A 19,654-nucleotide genomic window follows, 5' to 3' on the forward strand; every position below is an offset into this window, starting at 1 on the left:
AAACTGTCCTCAAAGTCCTGAGACATATCTGTCCTCCAAGTCCTGAGACATGACAGTGTGCTTCCGCACGCTTTGCCACTCACGTGTCGGTTGCGGGTGGATACTGGGCCGATGAGAGTCGTCGGTGCTGCGGTGGCGGCGGTTCTGTTGCTGCTCACCGGTGCGAGCGAGGCGTCCGCGCAGCAGGGAATCCTGCTGTCGCAGGACGAACTTCCACCCGCCGCAGTCCCCGGTCAGGCAGGCGACAGCATCCGGGTCCGCTACTCGACGCTGCGCACCGCGACCGCGACCGGTGAGTCGACCGGATCGATCTTCCTTCCCCGTGGTGATCCCCCCGTCGGCGGCTGGCCGGTGGTGTCCTACGCGCACGGCACGGTCGGGGTCGCCGACCAGTGCGCGCCGTCCGTCGCCGGGTTCAACTACGTCGAACTGCCCGCGATCGAGCAGTGGATCGCCGCCGGATACGCCGTCGCAGCAACGGATTACGCGGGAATCGGCACGCCCGGTGTCAACGCCTACCTCGACGGCCCTGCCGCCGCCGCGAACGCCGTCGACATCGTCCTGGCCGCCCACGACGTCTACGGCGACGTGCTCAGCGACCGGTGGATCGTCACGGGACTGTCGCAGGGCGGGCACGCGACCTACTTCGCCGCCCGCGAGGCCGCCGCCCGGGCACCCGCACTCGACTATCGGGGTGCCGTCGCCGTGGCGGCGCCGACGCACCTCGAACAGCTCTTCCCGGCCGCGGGTCCCGCGATTCCGGCTCTGCCGACAACCGGAATCGTGAACTATGCGTTGCTGACCCTCGCCGGCATCGACGACCAGCGCCCCGAGGTCGACATCCGGCGGTATCTGTCGCCGAAGGGGATCGAATTGATGGAGCTGGCGAAGGTGACCTGCAGCCGGGAACTCGGCCGGTACCTGCTCGCCCATCCCACTTCGGTCGGCGACCTGTTCGCCTCGCCCCTGTGGAACGAGCAGTTCCGGGCGCTGTTCCGGGAGATGCAGCAGGTGCCCGTCGACGGGTTCGACCGCCCCCTGCGGGTGGTGCACAGTCTGTCCGACACGTCGGTGCCGATTCCGTTGACATGGGCGCAGCTCGCAGAGATGCAGCAGCACGGCGTGAACGTCGAATACCAGCAACTCGCCGCCGAGAACCACCGCGAATCACTGATGGCCTCCATGCCGGAGTCCCTCGCGTTCGCGGCGCGCGTGCTGTCCCCCAGGTGAGTGGCAACGCGTACCGGAGCACACTTTGCCACTCACGTGCGGTTCACCCGACACGTGCGAGGCGGAGACGGCGCCCCGACCCTACGGTTCGGACATGGGCTCAGTCATCGGAGAACTGTTACCGCTCGCCGTGGGTGTCGCGATCTCGCCGATACCGATCATCGCCGTCATCCTGATGCTGCTGTCGAAGCGTGCGGGCGGTGCGAGCGCAGGCTTCGGCGTCGGCTGGATCCTGGGAATTCTTGTTGCGACGGGCATCTTCATGTTCCTCGCCGGCAGCATCGACACGTCCGACTCCGACGGTCCGTCGGCGACGGCGTCATGGGTGAAGGTGGTTCTGGGTGTGCTGCTGCTCCTGCTCGCGGGACGGCAATGGAGAAGCCGCAATGCCCACGCGGAGCCACCGAAGTGGATGCAGGCCATCGACGACCTGAACTTCGTGAAATCCACCGGTCTCGGATTCGCGCTGGCGGCAATCAATCCCAAGAACCTGCTGCTCTGCGTGTCCGCGGGCGTCGGGATCGGCACGGCCGCGGTGAGCGGCGGCGAGCAGGTCGTGGCGCTGATCGTGTACACGGTGCTGGCCGGATCGACCGTCCTCGTCCCGGTCATCGCCTACGCCGTCGCAGCCGACAAGATGCGCGGAACCCTCGACAACCTCAAGGTCTGGCTCCAGTCCAACAACGCCGCGGTGATGAGCGTGCTGCTACTCGTGATGGGCGCCGTCGTCCTCGGTAAGGGATTCGGCGGCTTGTTCTGACGCGACGGCGTCCGGTCCCCGCAGGTAATGCCCGACGTAACCCTCGTCGAGCGCGATGGCCTTGACGATCACCGCGGACCCCACGATCACGACCGACAGGACGAACAGCCAGCTGATCGCGGTGAACACCAAGCCGAGCGGCCCGAACTGGTGTTGCGCTGCGGCGGTGATCCGGGGCAGGAGCAGACGCCCGCCGACGTGGAGAGCGGTGAGCGCGCCGGCGGTCAGCGCGCCGGTCGCCCAGAGCACACGGCCCTTGAGCGTGCCCATCGTCAGGAGGTACGGGCTGAGGGTCCACACGGCCATCCACACCGCGAACTCCCCGGCGACTGCGAGAGGTGGACCGATCAACCGGATGCTCGTGAGCTCGCCGGCCAGGCCGATCGCCGTCCCCGACAGCGCAACGGCGAACAGGACGACGAGCCACCGCCAGGCGTCTCGGAGGGTGATCGACGGGACGTTCCAGATCTTGGCGTAGATCCGGGCGAGGGCCCTCGCGAAGGACGTGCCGCTGATCGCGATCATCAGCAGACCGACGACCCCGAACGCGGCGAAGGAGGGGTTGGTGGTGTCCACAGTGCCGGGCGTGGTCGTCAGTTCCGTGGGGTCGAAGCCGAACTGGGTCTTGATGGTGCGTGCGGTCACGTTCCAACCGCTCAGCGTCGATGCCGCAATCATCACGGGCAGCACCGACGTGAAGATCCTGGCGGCGAGCGTCATCGACCGGTCGACGAGCTCGATCTCGATCAGCCCGTCGATGACGCGTCGAACCGTGCGGCCGGGAGGTGTGCCCTGCAACCAGCCGTTGGCCGTTTCGGTGCGCGCGGCCAGCGCTTCCCGGGCCAGCGCCACAGACAATTTGGTGGACCGCACACCACCGACTCAACCGCAGTGGACGCGGCGCGTCTTCATCCCCGTGAGGTGAGAAAGACCGTCACGGGCGGATGATGCACCGGAACCCGATGTGGCACGTCGACGTCTCCTCGGTGTCACCCTGCCGGGCCGAGGGTCGGTAGCGCAGGCAGTAGTTGGGCGCGCAGAGATGCGAGCCGCCCTTGATCACGCGGCGCGCGTAGGGCTCGTCCGGGTTCTCCGCGCGCGCCGTCTCGACTCGCGGGTTGGTGGGAATGCAGCAGGAACTGGCAGGCGCGACGTTCTTCCCGCTCGCGGAGTGATCGGTGGTGAAGTAGTCGGTGGTCCATTCCCACACGTTGCCGGCCATGTCGCTGAGTTCGTAACCGTTGGGCCGGAAATGGCCGACCGGCGACGTTCCGGCGAAGCCGTCCTCGAGGAGGTTCTCCCACGGGAACCGTCCCTGCCAGACGTTGCCGGCGGGCCTGCCGCCCGGTTCGTGTTCCTCTCCCCACACGAACGGCTTCCGGTCCAGCCCGCCGCGGGCGGCGAACTCCCATTCGGCCTCGGTCGGCAGATCCTTGCCCGCCCATTCCGCGTAGGCGCGGGCGTCGAACCACGACACGTGCGTGACGGGATGGCGTTCGCGTCCGCCGACGTTGCTGCCCGGACCCTCAGGGTGGCGCCAATCCGCGCCCGGTGTGAACGACCACCAGCGGGTGTAGTCGTCGAGCGGGACGGGCCCCGGTGTGGGGGTGAATACGAGCGAACCGGGCACGAGCAGAGCCGGATCCGCGCCCGGGTACTGCGCGGGGTCGGGGGCTATCTCGGCGGTGGTGACGTGGCCGGTGTCCTTCACGAATCGCCGGAACTCGGCCACGGTGACCTGGTGCGCGTCCATCCAGAATTCGTCGACGGTCACCTGGTGGACGGGGCGTTCCTCGGGGTAGAAGTCCTCCGAACCCATCCAGAAGGTGCCCCCGGGGATCCATTCCATGTTCTTCGGAGCTGCACCGGTCATGGAGTCAGACTGGCACGAGGGTGGTCGCTGCGCGAAGGGACGCCCCGTAAACCCGGTGAGAGGGGCAACGGTTGCGGTACCGTCGGCTACTCGATTCGCAATGCTGTTCTCACCGTGCAGGGGGCTCCTCCGAATGGATCGACGGATTCCGCGTAGGTCGTTCGTTCGTGGACTGGCGCTGACGGCCGGGCTCGGGGCCGTCGGGGTGGGATCGGCGAGTGCCTACCCGTTCGGGATCGATCCGCTGCGGCCGTTCGTCTTTTCCTCGCCGCCGCTCCAGCCGTTCCGGGAACAGTTGCCGCCGTTGCCGATGGTGGGTGGGAGCGCAGTCGAGGTGCACGCCAGCAGCACGACGCACGTGTTCCACCCCGATCTGCCCGCGTCGCCGGCCCTGGGCTACGGCGGCATGGACTACCTCGGCCCGACGATCGAAGCCCACGTCGGCGAGCTGACCTCACTGACCTACCGCAACGACATCGCGAGCAACCCCCTCGCCGCCGACGTCGACACGCGGATCCACGGAGTGAGCGAGCAGGACCGCACCCAGGTGCCGACGTCGCTGCACCTGCACGGCGGCCGGACGCCCCCCGAGTTCGACGGGCACCCCGAGGACACGATCCGGCCCGGGCAGGGGATGGTGCACGAGTTCCCGAACCGGCAGGAAGCCTGCGCGCTCTGGTATCACGACCACGCGATGGGCGTCACCCGGCTCAACATCTACGCCGGGCTGGCAGGCATGTACCTGCTGCGCGACGAGTACGACACCGGTCGGAGCGGCAACCCGCTCGGTCTGCCCTCGGGCGAATTCGAACTCCCGCTGATATTGCAGGACAAGAACTTCACCGACGACGGACGGCAGAGTGTCCGCTCGAACCCGCTGAACCCGCAGGGCAGCTGGGAGGCCGCCACACCCGGTGACGTGGGCGTGGTCAACGGCAAGGTGTGGCCGGAAATGTCGGTGGCGCGGGGCCTGTACCGCCTGCGGATGGTGAACGCCGCATCGTTCAGCGTGTGGAATCTGTTTTTCGAAAACCGGATGAGGTTCTGGGTGATCGGCGCCGAGGGCGGTCTGCTCGACGCGCCGGTCGCCACCGACCACGTCCGGCTCGGACCCGGCGAGCGGGTGGACCTCCTCGTCGACTTCGGAACCCTCGCGCCCGGCACGACCGTGGAACTGCGCAACGACGAGCCAATCCCCGCGCAGGTCGCGCAGCGCGGGGTGCAGATCATGCCGCGGTTCTGCCGGTTCCGGGTCGGAACCGTCGGCGGGTTCACCGGTGGCGTCCCGGAGACGCTCCGGGGCGGAAGCCGTGGTCTCGCCGTCCTCCCGCCGGTCGCGCCGCCGTCGGTCGTGCGCAACGTATCGGTGATGCAGCTCGCGCAGGGCCCCGGTCAGCCGTCCCCGCTGATGTCGCTGAACAACCTGCGCTACACCACCGACGACATCGAGGTGCCCCGGCAGGGGGCCGTCGAGCAGTGGAACATCGTCAACGTCACGCCCGAGCCGCATCCGATCCACCTGCATCTGGTGACGTTCCGGGTGATCGGACGGCAGGCGATCGACACGAACGCCCTGATGCAGGCCGTTCCGGTGCCCGCGGTCGGGATGCGGTGGACGCCGTCGGCGGACCCGTTCGTGCTCGGGCCGAACCTGGCGCCGCAGGTGTGGGAGTCGGGGTTCAAGGACACGGTGATCGCGGACGCGAACTCGATCACCCGGATCATCGTCCGGTTCCCGACCGCGGACGAACTCGGCTTCGACCCGGACGCCACGTTCGGGATGTCGGCGCACACGATGAATCACTCCGAAGGCGGACACGGCCACATGGAGCAGACCTCGCATCCCCTGCAGGGCTACGTGTGGCACTGCCACATGCTCGACCACGAGGACCACGACATGATGCTGCGGTACCGACTGGTGCCGTAGGCCCGTGAGTACTTATTAACGTCGGGCGGTTGATAAGTACTCACAGGTGAAACTTAAAAGCAGTCTGGACTGTTTTCTTTTTTCCGCCTACAGTGCTGGGTGTGACACCTGACACAGAACTGGTCAAGCCGACCCGCACGCAGGCCGAGCGGACCGCGGCGATGCGCACGAAGCTGCTCGACGCGGCCGTCGACTCGCTGGTCGAGCTCGGGTACGCCCGCACCACGACGCAGGGCATCGCCCGGCGGGCGGGGGTGTCGCGGGGCGCGCAGCTGCACCATTTCCCGACCAAGGAGTCGCTGGTGGTGGCCGCCGTGGAACATCTCGTGGACAAGCGGCTGGAGGAGATCCTCGCAACCGAAGTGGATGCCGGCCGCGGCGTCGAAGTGCTCGCCGACGCCTTCTCCGGCCCGCTGTTCTATGCGGCCCTCGAGCTGTGGGTGGCCGCCCGCACCGACCAGGCGCTGTACGAGGCGACGGTTCCGCTCGAGCGGAAGGTCAACGACGCTCTGCGCCGCGGGTCGGCGGCGGTGTTCGGCGATCGGTTCGACGCCGACGCCATCGAGCTCAGTATCGAATTGGTTCGCGGTCTGGCGGTGTCGGCATTGTTCCGCACCCCCGAGGCCGAACAATCACTACGCGCGCGGCTGTTGCCCGTGTGGGAATCGAAGGTGGAGAAGTCGTGAATCTTCCGCAACACGTACACACCCTCATCGTGGGGGCCGGTTTCGCCGGCATGGGACTGGCGGCGCGCATCCTGCAGACGCAGCCGCAGGCCGACGTCCTGATCATCGAGCGCGGCGACGACGTCGGCGGCACGTGGCGAGACAACACCTACCCGGGGTGTGCGTGCGACGTCCCGACGTCGCTGTACTCGTACTCGTTCGCGCCGAGCGCCGACTGGAGTCACACGTTCGCCCGCCAACCCGAGATCCACCGTTATCTGAAGAAGGTCGCGGCCGACACCGGTGTCCGGTCTCGGGTGGTGACCGATTGTGAACTGCAGGAAGCGTACTGGGACGACGACGAGGCCATCTGGACCGTTCGGACGAGCCGCGGAACGCTGACGGCCGACGTCGTGGTGGCCGCGACCGGTGCGCTGTCGACTCCCAGCGTCCCGGACATGCCCGGGTTGGAGACGTTCGGCGGCACCACGTTCCACTCGGCCACGTGGAACCACGACCACGACCTCACCGGTGAGCGCGTGGCGGTGATCGGCACTGGTGCGTCCGCGGTGCAGTTCGTCCCGGAGATCGCGCCCGCAGCCGAGCATCTCACCGTGTTCCAGCGCACGCCCGCCTGGGTGATCCCACGCCTCGACCGCGAACTGTCCGGCTCCGAGAAGAGCCTCTATCGTCGACTGCCGTTGGTGCAGAAAGCCGTCCGCGGGTCCGTGTACAGCTTCCGTGAAGCGCTGGGCGGAGTGCTCGCCCACGCCACCGGGCTGCTGCCGGTTTTCGAGATGGTGGCCAAGGCGCATCTTCGCCGGCAGGTGCGGGATCCCGAACTGCGCCGGAAGCTCACACCGAACTTCACCATCGGCTGCAAGCGGATGCTGCTGTCGAACGACTGGTTGCGGACCCTCGACCGTCCCGACGTCACGCTCGTCGACGCGGGACTCGCCGGGGTCACGCCGGACGGCGTCGTCGACGCGGTGGGTAACGAGCACAAGGTCGACACCATCATCTTCGCGACCGGCTTCACGCCGACGGAACCGCCTGTGGCGCATGCGTTACGCGGGGCGAACGGCCGCACCCTCGCCGAGCACTGGGACGGCAGCCCGAGTGCATACAAGGGGACCACCGTCGCCGGGTTTCCCAACCTGTTCCTGATGTACGGTCCCAACACCAACCTCGGGCACAGCTCGATCGTCTACATGCTCGAATCGCAGTCCGCGTACATCGCCGACGCCTTGAACGTGATGCACGACAGCGGGATCACCGCCTTCGAGGTCACCGAGGAGGCGCAGCGCCGGTACAACACCCGCATCCAATCCGAACTGCAGACCACCGTGTGGAACAAGGGCGGCTGCTCGAGCTGGTACTACGACTCCGAGGGTCGGAACTCGGTGCAGTGGCCGACCTTCACCTGGAAGTTCCGCTCCCAGCTGCAACGTTTCGATCAGGAGAACTACGTCTCACGACGCAAAGCCGCGAAGGAGACCGTCGCGTGACGCACTACGACGTGATCGTGGTCGGCTCCGGTTTCGGTGGTAGCGTCGCCGCGCTCAGGCTGACCGAGAAGGGCTACCGGGTCGGCGTTCTCGAAGCGGGCAGACGCTTCGCCGACGACGAGCTGCCCGAGACGAGCTGGCGGCTGCGGCGCTACCTGTGGGCACCCTGGCTGGGCTGCTACGGCGTGCAACGGATCCACCTTCTCCCCGACGTCCTGGTCATGGCCGGGGCGGGGGTCGGGGGTGGGTCGCTGAACTACGCGAACACCCTCTACCAGCCGCCGCGCCGCTTCTTCGAGGACAAGCAGTGGGCGCACATCACCGACTGGCAGTCGGAGCTGGCCCCGTATTACGAGCAGGCGAAACGGATGCTGGGCGTGACGACCAATCCGTCGTTCACCCCCGCCGACGCCGTCATGCGTGAGGTGGCCGAGGAGATGGGCGCCGGTGAGACGTTCACGTCCACACCGGTGGGCGTCTTCTTCGGCGAACCGGGATCGCGGGTGGCCGATCCGTTCTTCGGCGGCGAGGGGCCCGAGCGCACGGGGTGCACCGAGTGCGGCAGCTGCATGACGGGTTGCCGGGTGGGCGCGAAGAACACGCTCGTCAAGAATTACCTCCACCTCGCCGAGAAGTCGGGCGCCCGGATACATCCGCTGACGACGGTGAAGGAGTTGCGCCCCCGATCGGGTGGCGGCTACGAGCTGCGGACCCGCCGCACCGACGGCATCCGCAAGCGCGAGCACACGTTCACCGCCGACCAAGTGGTCGTCGCCGCAGGCACGTACGGCACCGCCCGGCTGCTGCTGGCGATGAAGGAATCCGGTGCGCTGCCGCGGTTGTCGCCGAGGCTGGGATCGGTGGTGCGCACCAACTCGGAGGCGGTGCTCGCGGCCACGGCGAAGGACCGTGCCACCGACTTCACGAAGGGCGTGGCCATCACGTCCTCGTTCCACCCGGACGATCACACCCACATCGAGCCCGTGCGGTACGGCAAGGGCAGTAACGCGATCGGACTGTTGCAGACCGTGCTCAGCGACGGCGGCGGCAGGACGCCGCGGCTGCTGAAGACGGTCGGCGTCGCGTTGCGCCGCCCCGGGGCTTTCGTGCGGAGCCTGTCGGTGCGGCACTGGTCGGAACGCACCGTGATCGCGCTCGTGATGCAGACCGACGACAATTCGCTCGAACTGGCCAAGGGCAAGGGCCGCCTCGGTCGCGCGGTCACCAGCCGTCCCGGACCCGGAGATCCGCCGCCCGAGTGGATCCCGCAGGGTCACACGGCCATCCGCAAGGTGGCCGAACGGATCGGGGGAGACCCCGGTGGTTCGTTCGCCGACGTCGTGAACATTCCGATGACCGCGCATTTCCTCGGGGGTTGCACCATCGGGGACTCGCCGGACACCGGTGTCGTCGACCCCTACCTGCGGGCGTACGGACACGACGGTCTGCACGTGGCCGACGGCTCCGTGGTGAGCGCGAACCTCGGCGTCAACCCGTCGCTCACCATCACCGCCCAGGCCGAGCGTGCATTCGCGTTGTGGCCCAACAAGGGTGAGGTCGACACCCGGCCCGAGCCGGGCAAGCCATACGTACGTATCGAACCGTCGCCGCCCCGGAATCCGGTGGTACCCGCCGACGCGCCGGGTGCGCTGCGGCTCCCGCTGACGGTCGCCACCCGAAGGGAGACAGTCGATGTGGAGCGTGCCTGAATCGACCACCCAGTGCACCGACTGGCCCGAGAGCTCGCCGCCCCCGTGGCCGGCGGGGGTGCGCGCGACACTGTGGTGGCACCGCAGCACCACGGCCGCTCGCGCGCTCGGACCCGACGGCGCCACCGTGCCGTTGACCCTGGCGATGATGGTCGACTACCTGGACTCGCCGGTCGGCCCCTACCTGGAAATCCTCGCCAGTCCGGTGCTCCGCGCGCCCGGTCGTCGCATCGGCGTCCTGCCCCGCATGGCGGTCCCGTTCATCGCCGTGGATTCGGAACCCTCCGTGCACGGCGGACGGGTGCACTGGAGCCTGCCGAAGGTGCCTGCCGAGTTCGACGGCGACGTGCACGGCGACTTCGAGGCGTCGTCCGACGCGTGGCGCGTCACCACGAGCACTCGGCCACGCGGCCCGCGACTACCGATCGCCGGCGCGCTGGGGTTCGCTCAACCCGGCGACCACGGCCTCGTCACGGCGTCCGCGCGACTTCGGGGCCATTTCCGGTATGCCCGCGTGGACGTGACGGCCGAAGGTCCCACCCTCGGTGACTGGCTGACGCCCGGCACACACCACGGCATCGTGATCACGGACGGCCGGATGACCACCGGACCCGCGCAACTCCGCTGACCGGATCAGGCGGGTCGCGGTCCGATGTCCGCGACCACGCCGGCGAGACGGGGCAGCACGGTGTCGCGCCAACCCGGACCCATCCGCTCGAAAGCGTCGCGGCTGCGCTTGTCGTCGAGGTCGAAGCCGGAATGGTCGAGGAACAGGCGGGTGCCCGCACCCTCGGGAACGAGGCGCCAGACCAGCGTCCAGTTCTCGGTGAAGGTGTAGACGAAGCGTCGCTCGGGTTCGACCTCGACCACCTCGCAGGGAACGGCGCCCCAGCCGGGCATGTCGAGGTCGAACCGATGCCCGACAGTGGCGGCGATGTCGCCCGCGGCCCACCAGCGGGCGAGCAGTTCCGGCTCGGTGAGGGCGCGCCACACCTTGGCGGGTGGCGCGGCGATGAACTGGTCGACGGAAATCGTGGTGGTGGTGCGGTCGGTCATGAGTCCTCCTCGAGGAATTCGGCGAGTGTGCGCAAGCGGCCACGCCAGAACCGCTCGAACGGGTGCAGCCAGTCGCCGACGTCGGCGAGCGGCTCGGCGGTCAGGTGGTAGTGCCGTTGCCGTCCGGACGGTTCGTCGCGGACGAGCCCGGCCCGGCGCAGGACCTGCAGGTGCTCTGCCACCGCGGGCCGGCTGAGGTCGAACCGGCCGGCGAGGTCCCCGGCGGTGAGGGGGCCGTCCATCAGGATTTCCAGCAGGCGCCGTCGCACGGGGTTGGCGAGGGCGATGAAGACGTCGTCGTCGGGCACGCCGCGACTTTATGTCGGAGATTTCCGACATGTCAAGAATTTCCGACACATCCTTTTCTTGACTAATTCCAAAAAGGCGCGATACTTGAACACATGCGACACGACACGGATCCCAAAGCGCAGCTGCGCGAGGTGGGCCTGCGTGTCACTGCACCACGTGTTGCAGTGTTGAATGCGGTTGCCGTACGGCCGCATTCCGACGTCGACGACATTGCGGCCGTAGTTCGTGAAGAGCTGGGATCGGTCTCCACCCAGGCGGTATACGACGTCCTCAAGGCGTGCACCGCCGCCGGCCTGCTCAGACGTATCGAGCCCGCGGGATCCCCCGCACGGTTCGAAACCCGTACCGGAGACAACCACCACCACCTCGTGTGCCGCAGTTGCGGGACCGTCGTGGACGTGGACTGCGCCGTCGGTGAGGCTCCGTGCCTCGACCCGTCGCAGGCCCACGGTTTCGAGATCGACGAGGCCGAGGTCGTCTTCTGGGGGCTCTGCTCGCAGTGCCAGACCGGCGCGCAGAGCGGAACCGGGTCGGCAGCAGCCCTGTCCTGAACCCACTCCGTCCCCACTGCTTCACCCTCACCCGATGCAACCTGGAGGCTTTGCCATGCCTGAAACACAGCGCGCCACCACCAACAACTTCGGAATTCCCGTCGCCAGCGACAACGAATCCCTCACAGCGGGCACACAGGGCCCCATCCTGCTGCACGACCACTACCTGATCGAGAAGCTCGCCCAGTTCAACCGGGAACGTGTCCCGGAGCGCGTCGTCCATGCCAAGGGCGGCGGCGCGTTCGGCGAACTGGTCGTCACCCACGACGTGAGCCGCTACACGAAGGCAAAGCTGTTCCAGCCCGGCGCGAGGACCGAGTCGCTGGTGCGCTTCTCCACCGTTGCCGGCGAGCAGGGCAGCCCCGACACCTGGCGTGACCCGCGCGGATTCGCCGTGAAGTTCTACACCGAGGACGGCAACTACGACCTCGTCGGCAACAACACGCCCGTCTTCTTCATCAAGGACCCGATCAAGTTCCCCGACTTCATCCACTCGCAGAAGCGACTGCCGGGATCCGGTCTGCGCGACCACAACATGCAGTGGGACTTCTGGACGCTGCGGCCCGAGTCCGCTCACCAGGTGACCTGGCTGATGGGTGACCGCGGAATCCCGAAGACGTGGCGTCACATGGACGGTTTCGGCTCGCACACGTACCAGTGGGTCAACGCCGAAGGCGAGCGGTTCTGGGTCAAGTACCACTTCAAGACCGATCAGGGCATCGAGTTCCTCACCCAGGACGAGGCCGACACCCTCGCAGGCAACGACCCCGACCATCACCGCGCCGACCTGTACGACACGATCGCCCGCGGCGAGTTCCCCAGCTGGACGCTGAAGGTCCAGGTCATGCCCGTCGACGAGGCCGAGGGCTACCGGTTCAACCCGTTCGACCTCACCAAGGTGTGGTCGCAGAAGGACTACCCGCTGATCGAGGTCGGCAAGTGGACCCTCAACCGGAACCCCGACAACTTCTTCGCGCAGATCGAGCAGGCCTCGTTCGAGCCGTCGAATGTCGTTCCGGGAATCGGCTTCTCGCCCGACAAGATGCTGCTGGGACGGGTCTTCTCCTACGCGGACGCGCACCGGTACCGCATCGGCGCCAACTACGCGCAGCTGCCGGTCAACGCGCCCAAGAACCGGGTGAACTCGTACTCGCAGGACGGTGCGATGCGGTACGCCACCAATTCGCCCGAGACCCCCGTGTACGCGCCGAACTCCTACGGCGGCCCGCACGCCGACGCATCGCTCGCGGGCGACGAGGGACAGTGGGCGTTCGACGGCGAGTCCGTGCGAGCCGGCTACATCGAGCACGCCGAGGACGGCGATTTCACGCAGGCGGGCACGCTCGTCCGTGAGGTCCTGAGCGACGACGAACGCGACCGCCTGGTCGACAACATCGTCGGCCACGCACTCGGCGGCGTCAGCGAACCGGTTCTGCTGCGGGTCTTCGACTACTGGAAGAGCGTCGACCCCGACCTGGGCAAGCGAGTGGAAATCGGTGTCCGGGAAGGGCAGAGCCAGAACTGATGTCGTTGGTGGGGCAGGCTCAGAGCAGGCCCCACCAATAGATCAGCACGGCGAGAACGAACACGATCACAGTTTCCACGACGACCCTCCTCCGCCCGACTGCACGCACCGCACTTCCATCATCCACCTTCGGCGGGGACGGACGCCACTGCGCTTCGCCCCCGTGAGTACTTGTTAACCGCCCGCGGTTAACAAGTACTCACGGCCGTGTGACGGGTGTGTCGGATGTTGTTGCTAGGTTGGGCGGTGTCAGGACACCGGCTCGGATGACCGTGTCCCGAGTCGGGGTCGAAAGGTGCTGTGTTCCATGGTGATGGGTCCCACCCATGCAATGTCCGGTGCGGCTGTCGGTCTGGCGGTGGCGGATCTGCTGCCGCTCGACTGGGGTGGGCCCACGTCGACCGCCGAGACCTTCACGTTCGCGGCGGTGTGCGCCGGAGCGGCGCTTCTCCCGGATCTGGACACGAGCCAGTCCACGGTCTCGCGCTCGTTCGGTCCGGTCAGCAGCGTCGTCGCGAAGGGCGTCGATGCGGTGTCGCTGGGTTTCTACACCGTCACCAAGGGCAAACGTGACGGCAAGCGGCGCGGCGGGCACCGCACGCTCACCCACACGGCCCTGTTCGCCGCCGGTATCGGGGCCGGGGTGTCCGCGCTGGTCGTCCAGTTCGGCAAGCCGGCCATCATCGCGACACTGTTCGTCTGCCTCGGGCTCGCGCTCCGAGGGCTGGCCGGGGAGCTGGCCAAAGAAAAAGGCTGGCTGGCGGTTTCGGCGGTCGCGGCGGTGCTGTCCGCGCTCACCTGGCAGTCGTATCCCACCGAGGCCGGTTCCACCGGACTCGGAGTCGCGGTGGCGCTCGGCTGCGTTACCCACTGCCTCGGGGACGCCATCACCAAGGAGGGCGTCCCCTTCCTCGCGCCGTTCCTCACGCTCGGCAAGGAACGGTGGTGGGAGTTCCGGCTCCCGTCGTTCCTGTCCATCCGGGCAGGCGGGCCCTTCGAGAAGGTCGTGCTCGGGCCCGCCCTCACGGTGGCCGTCGGACTCATGGTCATCTGGGCCATCGACGGTGCGCCACAGGCAATCTACGACGCGTTCATGCCCGCCCCGCAGTGACTCAGGCCGCGAGCATGTTCTCGAGGTCGTCGAGGACAATCATCGCCCCGGTGGGCCCCAGCGCGAGGAACCAGGTCTCGTCGCTCACGTGCACGGCCTTGCCGTCCTTCACCGCCTGCATCTGATTCCACAGCGGGCCGCCGACCACGGTCGACTCGTCGGTGGTCTCGGGCGCGCCGTAGCTGGAGTAGAAGATCCGGTCGGCGTTCGCCTCACCGATCGTCTCCTGACTCACCTCGACGGCGAGTTCGTCGACGTTCTGCACCGTCGGACGCGGAAGTCCGACGTCTTTCAGGATGACACCGATGAACGACAGGTTGCCGTACAGGCGGATCTTGCCGGACATGAACCGGACCAGCGAGATCGTCGGCTCGCCCGTGATGGACTCCCGGACCTCGTCGGCGCGGGCCTGATAGGCGTTGAGTACCTCCTCCGCCGTGGTCTCCTCACCGAGAGCGTCGGCGACCAGCAGGAAGTTCTCCTTCCACGGGAAACCGGGGCGGATGCCGAACACGGTCGGTGCGATGGACGACAGCTGCGGGTACAGCTTGTCGGCGCGCAGCTTGCTGCCCAGGATCAGATCGGGCTGCAGCGCGGAGATCGCCTCGAGGTTCAGGTTGTTGGTGGTCCCGACGTCCGGCACCCCGGCCAGCTGGTCGGCGAGGTAGGACGGCTGACCGGCCGCGCTCTCCGGGCTGGCCAGCCCGACGGGCGTGATTCCCAGGGACAGCACGTCGTCCAGCTCACCGCCGTCGAGGACGATCACCCGTTCGGGCTTCTTCTCGATGACGGTCTCGCCGAGCGCGTGGGTGATGGTCCGGGGGAAGACGCCCGGTTCGGCGTCGGTGCCGAGCTTGGCGGTCTCGGCATCCGCCGTGGCGAACAGGCGGCCGCCGGTGGCGACGTCGGCGTTGCCGGCGGGCGACCCGGTGTCGGTGGTGCCGCAGGCGGCGAGAATGACGGTGGCCAGGGCGACGAGCCCGGCGCGTACGTAGAGCCTCGAAGACATGAGGTGAGGCTAGCCTGAGGTTTCGGACGGGTGGTCGCGGGGTCGCTGCGACCGGAAAACGCCCCCACCACGCAGAAGAGGCCCTGACCGGCGAACCGGTCAAGGCCTCTTCTCGGTGTCTCACACTGTCGGGGTGGCGGGATTTGAACCCACGACCTCTTCGTCCCGAACGAAGCGCGCTACCAAGCTGCGCCACACCCCGTGTTGAACCTCGGCTAGCTTACATTACCCAACCAGTCACCATTAAATCCCCTGGTCAGTTGCGTATAACGGTGCTCTCCGACGACTCGGTGCGACCGCGCGCGGCGTCGGCGTCCGCGCCGCCGCGCTGAGCCGGAACCAACGTCAGGAGCGTCGCCTCGGGGCGGCAGCAGAAGCGGGCGGGGGCCCACGGCGACGTCCCGATCCCCGCGGACACGTGCAGCTGGGTGTGCGCACCCCACTTGGACGGACCCTTCACCCGGGAACGGTCGATGTCGCAGTTGGTGACCAGCGCGCCGTAGAACGGCAGGCACAGCTGACCGCCGTGCGTGTGGCCCGCCAGGACGAGGTCGTAGCCGTCGTCCGCGAACCGGTCGAGCACCCGCGGCTCGGGCGAGTGGGTGATGCCCAGCCGGAGATCGGCCAGCGGATTGGGCGGACCGGCGATCGTGTCGTACCGATCGCGCTTGAGGTGCGGATCGTCGACACCCGCCGACGCGATCCGGACACCCGACACCTCGAGGTCGCGGCGGACGTGCGTGACGTCGAACCAGCCGCGCTCGGTGAACGCGGCCCGCAGGTCGCCCCACGGCAGCGGCTCGCCGAGGACACGCTTGTGTTCCTTGCGGAAGTACTTGAGCGGGTTCTTCGGCTTGGGCGCGAAGTAGTCGTTGCTGCCGAAGACGAACAGTCCGGGGCGGGCGAGCAGATTCCCCAGCGCCTGGACCACTGCGGGCACCGCCCGCTGGTGCGACAGGTTGTCGCCGGTGTTCACGACGAGGTCGGGGTCGAGGTTGTCCAGTTCCCGCAGCCAGTTCTGTTTCAGCCGCTGTCCGGGCATCATGTGCAGGTCGCTGATGTGCAGCACGCGGAGCGTCGACGACCCGGGTTCGAGTACCGGCATCGTGACCTCACGCAGCGCGAACGCATTGCGCTCGATGAGCGAGGCGTAGCCGATGCCGAGGGCGGCGGCACCCGCTGTACCCAGGGCGGCGCGGGTCAGGTTGGCACGGAACTCGTCAGACACTCTTCCAGGATACTGATGAGCGCAATCGAGATGCAGTGGACGAATCGGGGCGCGTAGCGTTTCGCCCATGCCAGATTCACTGAAAGCAAGACTGCGCTCCGACATGACGGCCGCCATGAAGGCCAAGGATTCGCTGCGCACCGCCACCATCCGCATGCTGATGGCCGCCGTGCAGACCGAAGAGGTCTCCGGCAAGGAAGCCCGCGAACTCACCGACGACGAGGTGCTGAAGGTCCTCGCGAAGGAGTCGAAGAAGCGCGGCGAGTCCGCCGAGATCTACACCGAGAACGGTCGAGGTGAGCTGGCGGCGCAGGAGCGGGCCGAGGCGCAGATCATCGACGAGTACCTCCCGACGCCGCTGACCGACGCGGAACTGGTCGACGTCGTGGACACCGCGATCGCTCAGGTGGCCGAGGAAATCGGTGAGCGTCCCGGCATGCGTCAGATGGGTCAGGTCATGAAGGCTGCCGGCGCACTCGCGGGCGGCAAGGCGGACGGTTCGCGGCTCTCGCACGCGGTGAAGTCCCGCCTCTGACTCCCCAGGTGAGTGGGAAAGCGTGCGTCGCCACACTTTCCCACTCACCGGCGGTTACCGGGGTATGGGCGGCAGCTGGATCGGCGGCAGGCCGGGCAGCTGGATGGGCGGAACGGGGATCCCCTGAGCCGGCGCCTGCGGGGGAGCGGCCTTCACCGATCCGTCGCTGACGTAGATCGTGATGGTCGATCCCGGAATGGCCGAACCGGACGGCGATGCGCTCGTGACCGTCCCCTTGGCCGCCTGCGACGCGGTGGTGACCGCGTTCACGGTGAACCCCGCTCCCTGCAGACGGGACGTCGCGGCCGACTGGCTCAGTCCGGTGACGTCCGGAACCTGACCGTTCTGCGAACCCCGCGCGTACTTCTGGTCGACCGGCGGCAGCGTCGTCGGCCCGAAGTTGTTCGCGATGGGGTTCATCGCCGCATACCAGGTCCGCGCCGGTTCGTTTCCACCGAACAGATTGCCGTCGCCACACGGCCGCAGCGGGGCCGAGCAGATCTCACCCGGCGTCGGCGAGTCGCCGAACACGTAGACGGCGGCGGCGAAGTTGTTGGTGAATCCGAGGAAGCCCGAGGACATGTGGGATTCCGTGGTACCCGTCTTGCCTGCCATCGGGAGCGTCCAGCCGACGCTGCCCGCCGCCCCGGCGGACGTACCGCCGGGCTTGTCGTCCTTGCTCATGGCGTTGGTGAGCGTGTCCGCGAGGCCGGGTTCGACTACCTGCTCGCAGGCCTGCTGGGTGACCGAGACGGGCTTGCCTTCACGGTCGAACACCGAATCGATGGGGGTGGGCGGGCACCACTTGCCGTGCGAGGCGAGCGTCGCCGCGACATTCGACAGTTCCAGGGGATTGATCCAGGTGGGCCCGAGGGTGAACGACCCCAGGTTCTGATCCTTCTGGAAGTCGGCCATGCTGCGGTCGTCGAATCCCGACGTGCCGGGCTGGGCGTACGAGCGCAGACCCAGCCGCACCGCCATGTCGACGGTGGGGGCGACGCCGGTGGCCTGGATCAGCTTGACGAACGCGGTGTTGGGCGACTGTGCCAGCGCGTCCGTCACCGACAGTGCCGCGGGGTACTTGCCTGCGTTCTCGACGCAGTACGTGGACGCAGGGCAGCCTCGTGCACCGCCGCTACCCATGCCCCGGGCCTCGAACCGCCCGGGCACGTCCAGGATGGCGTTCGTGCCGAGGCCCTTCTCCATCGCGGCGGCCGTCGTGAAGATCTTGAAGATCGACCCGGCGCCGTGACCGGCCAGTGAGTACGGCTGCGCCTGCACGGTCTCGTTGGCGTTCGCGTCGAGACCATACGTGCGGCTACTGCCCATCGCGAGGATCCGGTGCGAATCCTGGCCGGGTTGGACGACGTTCATGACGTTCGCGATGCCGTCGAGTCCCGGGCTGGCGTTCGCGCTGAGCGCCGCCTTGGTCGACGCCTGGACCGCGGGGTCGAGCGTCGTCTTGATCAGGTAGCCGCCCTTGTCGATCTGCTCGCGGCTGATGCCGGCGTTGGCCAGATACTGCAGGGCGTAGTCGCAGAAGAAGCCGCGGTCGCCGGCGGCGATGCACCCGCGGGGCAGCCGGTTGGGCTCGGGCAGCACACCGAGAGGGGTCCCTTTGAGCTCCCGCAGTTCGGCGGCCCGCTCGGGAATGTTCGAGATCATCGTGTCGAGAACCACGTTGCGTCGTTCGAGGACGCCCTCGGGGTTCGTGTACGGGTTCAGTGCCGAACTCGACTGCACCATGCCCGCGAGCATCGCGGACTGCTGAGTGTTCAGTTCGGACGCGTCGATGCCGAAGTAGGTCTGTGCGGCGTCCTGGATGCCGAACGAGGCGTTGCCGAACGGAACCAGGTTCAGGTAACGGGTGAGGATCTCGTCCTTGGTGAGTTCCTTGTCGAGCGTCAGCGCCATCCGGATCTCGCGGATCTTGCGGGCGGGCGTCGTCTCGATCGCGGCCCGGCGTTCGGCGTCGGTCTTGGCCACGACGAGCAGCTGGTAGTTCTTCACATACTGCTGGTCGAGGGTGGACGCGCCCTGCTGCACCTCACCGCTCGTGGTGTTGGTCAGGAAGGCGCGCATCGTGCCCTGCCAGTCGACGCCCTTGTGTTCGGGGAACCGGCGGTCCTCGACGGAGACGATGGCGAGCTTCATCTCGTTGGAGATCTTGTCGCTGGGCACTTCGAAGCGCCGCTGGTCGTACAGCCACGCGATGGGATTGCCCGCCGAGTCGACCATCGTCGAGACCGCGGGAACCGTTCCCTCGACCAGTTCGGCCGAGACGTTGTCGACGGTGTCAGCCGCCCTGTTGGAGGCGTAACCGAACCCTCCGGCGAGCGGAAACATCACGCCGGCGAGGAGCACTCCTGCCAAGGCGGAGGATCCTGCGAGCTTCCCCACTGTTTTTGCAATCGACACGATCTACAGACTACGTGGGGTCTGTGGGTGCGCTGGTTGGGCGCAGAATTCGGCCCGGAAAATGCCCTGAGCACGGGGTATGGACGGGCGTACCAAAAAAGCGTGTTCTTCGTCTTGCGCGTTGCGGTTTCTTTACCTAAATTGTTGGAACAGTGTGATGGAGATAACACCCCATCGCTTATGTGGTGCAGCCTCGGCGTGCTAGGTGCCGGGGGGTGCAGACTCGAAGAGGGGAAACGA

Annotated in this window: 18 protein-coding genes and 1 tRNA gene; 11 read left to right on the forward strand and 8 right to left on the reverse strand. The window is 67.5% G+C overall.

Annotated elements, in window-relative coordinates; all coding sequences use genetic code 11:
* The first annotated feature begins 111 nt into the window (after positions 1-111).
* Complete coding sequence (locus tag QM693_RS30285) at positions 112-1,230, forward strand: alpha/beta hydrolase family protein (protein WP_283354186.1); 1,119 nt, start codon at positions 112-114, stop codon at positions 1,228-1,230.
* Positions 1,231-1,324: 94 nt separating this feature from the next.
* Positions 1,325-1,990, forward strand: a complete 666-nt coding sequence (locus tag QM693_RS30290; RefSeq protein ID WP_283332816.1) for a GAP family protein — start codon at positions 1,325-1,327, stop codon at positions 1,988-1,990.
* Here QM693_RS30290 and QM693_RS30295 read toward each other — a convergent pair.
* Both QM693_RS30295 and QM693_RS30300 read right to left on the reverse strand, forming a co-directional pair.
* Positions 1,937-2,863: a hypothetical protein gene (locus tag QM693_RS30295; protein WP_283354187.1), complete on the reverse strand. Its 927-nt coding sequence runs from the start codon at positions 2,861-2,863 to the stop codon at positions 1,937-1,939. The two genes, QM693_RS30290 and QM693_RS30295, sit on opposite strands and share 54 nt — an antisense overlap.
* 61 nt (positions 2,864-2,924) lie before the next feature.
* Positions 2,925-3,863, reverse strand: a complete 939-nt coding sequence (locus tag QM693_RS30300; RefSeq protein WP_280782925.1) for a formylglycine-generating enzyme family protein — start codon at positions 3,861-3,863, stop codon at positions 2,925-2,927.
* Between the two features lie 100 nt (positions 3,864-3,963).
* On the opposite strand from QM693_RS30300, the gene QM693_RS30305 reads away from it, so the two are divergent.
* The 5 genes from QM693_RS30305 to QM693_RS30325 all read left to right on the forward strand — a co-directional run bounded on the left by QM693_RS30305 (position 3,964) and on the right by QM693_RS30325 (position 10,300).
* Positions 3,964-5,790 (forward strand): multicopper oxidase family protein, encoded by a 1,827-nt coding sequence (locus QM693_RS30305; protein ID WP_502942684.1) that lies wholly within the window; start codon positions 3,964-3,966, stop codon positions 5,788-5,790.
* Positions 5,791-5,882: 92 nt separating this feature from the next.
* On the forward strand, positions 5,883-6,476 hold the full coding sequence (locus QM693_RS30310) for a TetR/AcrR family transcriptional regulator (protein ID WP_283332820.1): 594 nt from the start codon (positions 5,883-5,885) through the stop codon (positions 6,474-6,476).
* On the forward strand, positions 6,473-7,963 hold the full coding sequence (locus QM693_RS30315; protein ID WP_283332821.1) for a flavin-containing monooxygenase: 1,491 nt from the start codon (positions 6,473-6,475) through the stop codon (positions 7,961-7,963). The genes QM693_RS30310 and QM693_RS30315 overlap by 4 nt, the downstream gene beginning before the upstream one ends.
* Complete coding sequence (locus QM693_RS30320) at positions 7,960-9,672, forward strand: FAD-dependent oxidoreductase (protein ID WP_283332822.1); 1,713 nt, start codon at positions 7,960-7,962, stop codon at positions 9,670-9,672. The genes QM693_RS30315 and QM693_RS30320 overlap by 4 nt, the downstream gene beginning before the upstream one ends.
* Complete coding sequence (locus QM693_RS30325; protein WP_283354189.1) at positions 9,656-10,300, forward strand: acetoacetate decarboxylase family protein; 645 nt, start codon at positions 9,656-9,658, stop codon at positions 10,298-10,300. The genes QM693_RS30320 and QM693_RS30325 overlap by 17 nt, the downstream gene beginning before the upstream one ends.
* A 5-nt stretch (positions 10,301-10,305) precedes the next feature.
* Here the strand turns inward: QM693_RS30325 and QM693_RS30330 are convergent, their stop codons facing one another.
* Both QM693_RS30330 and QM693_RS30335 read right to left on the reverse strand, forming a co-directional pair.
* Positions 10,306-10,728, reverse strand: a complete 423-nt coding sequence (locus tag QM693_RS30330) for an SRPBCC family protein (protein WP_283354190.1) — start codon at positions 10,726-10,728, stop codon at positions 10,306-10,308.
* A complete protein-coding gene (locus QM693_RS30335; RefSeq protein ID WP_105421809.1) occupies positions 10,725-11,036 on the reverse strand; it encodes an ArsR/SmtB family transcription factor in 312 nt (103 codons plus the stop codon). Before QM693_RS30335 ends, QM693_RS30330 begins: the two co-directional genes overlap by 4 nt.
* Positions 11,037-11,129: 93 nt before the next feature.
* Between QM693_RS30335 and QM693_RS30340 the strand changes: the two genes are divergently transcribed.
* From QM693_RS30340 to QM693_RS30350, 3 genes are all read left to right on the forward strand, one after another.
* Entirely contained in the window at positions 11,130-11,588 is a 459-nt protein-coding gene (locus tag QM693_RS30340) for a Fur family transcriptional regulator (protein WP_005256074.1), read from the forward strand.
* Between the two features lie 55 nt (positions 11,589-11,643).
* Positions 11,644-13,113: a catalase gene (locus QM693_RS30345; protein WP_283332824.1), complete on the forward strand. Its 1,470-nt coding sequence runs from the start codon at positions 11,644-11,646 to the stop codon at positions 13,111-13,113.
* 307 nt (positions 13,114-13,420) lie between these two features.
* Positions 13,421-14,224, forward strand: a complete 804-nt coding sequence (locus QM693_RS30350) for a metal-dependent hydrolase (protein WP_280782914.1) — start codon at positions 13,421-13,423, stop codon at positions 14,222-14,224.
* A 1-nt stretch (position 14,225) separates the two neighbouring features.
* Here QM693_RS30350 and QM693_RS30355 read toward each other — a convergent pair whose 3' ends face one another.
* From QM693_RS30355 to QM693_RS30365, 3 genes are all read right to left on the reverse strand, one after another.
* Positions 14,226-15,233 (reverse strand): ABC transporter substrate-binding protein, encoded by a 1,008-nt coding sequence (locus QM693_RS30355; protein ID WP_283354191.1) that lies wholly within the window; start codon positions 15,231-15,233, stop codon positions 14,226-14,228.
* A gap of 128 nt (positions 15,234-15,361) precedes the next feature.
* Positions 15,362-15,435, reverse strand: a tRNA-Pro gene (locus QM693_RS30360).
* A gap of 54 nt (positions 15,436-15,489) precedes the next feature.
* Entirely contained in the window at positions 15,490-16,461 is a 972-nt protein-coding gene (locus QM693_RS30365; RefSeq protein ID WP_280782912.1) for a metallophosphoesterase, read from the reverse strand.
* A gap of 67 nt (positions 16,462-16,528) precedes the next feature.
* Between QM693_RS30365 and QM693_RS30370 the strand changes: the two genes are divergently transcribed.
* Complete coding sequence (locus QM693_RS30370) at positions 16,529-16,996, forward strand: GatB/YqeY domain-containing protein (protein ID WP_005248498.1); 468 nt, start codon at positions 16,529-16,531, stop codon at positions 16,994-16,996.
* A 54-nt stretch (positions 16,997-17,050) separates the two neighbouring features.
* Here the strand turns inward: QM693_RS30370 and QM693_RS30375 are convergent, their stop codons facing one another.
* Positions 17,051-19,396: a penicillin-binding protein gene (locus tag QM693_RS30375; protein WP_283354208.1), complete on the reverse strand. Its 2,346-nt coding sequence runs from the start codon at positions 19,394-19,396 to the stop codon at positions 17,051-17,053.
* Between the last annotated feature and the right edge of the window lie 258 nt (positions 19,397-19,654).

Origin of the sequence: Rhodococcus sp. IEGM 1305, from assembly GCF_030058635.1 — a bacterium.
GTDB classification, from domain to species: domain Bacteria; phylum Actinomycetota; class Actinomycetes; order Mycobacteriales; family Mycobacteriaceae; genus Rhodococcus_F; species Rhodococcus_F opacus_D.

Bases quoted from the DNA above. Each gene is read 5' to 3' on its own strand.
- QM693_RS30305 (WP_502942684.1), top strand. From the start codon at position 3,964: ATGCTGTTCTCACCGTGCAGGGGGCTCCTCCGAATGGATCGACGGATT.
- QM693_RS30290 (WP_283332816.1), top strand. From the start codon at position 1,325: ATGGGCTCAGTCATCGGAGAACTGTTACCGCTCGCCGTGGGTGTCGCG.
- QM693_RS30300 (WP_280782925.1), bottom strand. From the start codon at position 3,863: ATGACCGGTGCAGCTCCGAAGAACATGGAATGGATCCCCGGGGGCACC.
- QM693_RS30370 (WP_005248498.1), top strand. From the start codon at position 16,529: ATGCCAGATTCACTGAAAGCAAGACTGCGCTCCGACATGACGGCCGCC.
- QM693_RS30285 (WP_283354186.1), top strand. From the start codon at position 112: ATGAGAGTCGTCGGTGCTGCGGTGGCGGCGGTTCTGTTGCTGCTCACC.
- QM693_RS30325 (WP_283354189.1), top strand. From the start codon at position 9,656: ATGTGGAGCGTGCCTGAATCGACCACCCAGTGCACCGACTGGCCCGAG.
- QM693_RS30345 (WP_283332824.1), top strand. From the start codon at position 11,644: ATGCCTGAAACACAGCGCGCCACCACCAACAACTTCGGAATTCCCGTC.
- QM693_RS30350 (WP_280782914.1), top strand. From the start codon at position 13,421: ATGGTGATGGGTCCCACCCATGCAATGTCCGGTGCGGCTGTCGGTCTG.
- QM693_RS30330 (WP_283354190.1), bottom strand. From the start codon at position 10,728: ATGACCGACCGCACCACCACCACGATTTCCGTCGACCAGTTCATCGCC.
- QM693_RS30355 (WP_283354191.1), bottom strand. From the start codon at position 15,233: ATGTCTTCGAGGCTCTACGTACGCGCCGGGCTCGTCGCCCTGGCCACC.
- QM693_RS30340 (WP_005256074.1), top strand. From the start codon at position 11,130: ATGCGACACGACACGGATCCCAAAGCGCAGCTGCGCGAGGTGGGCCTG.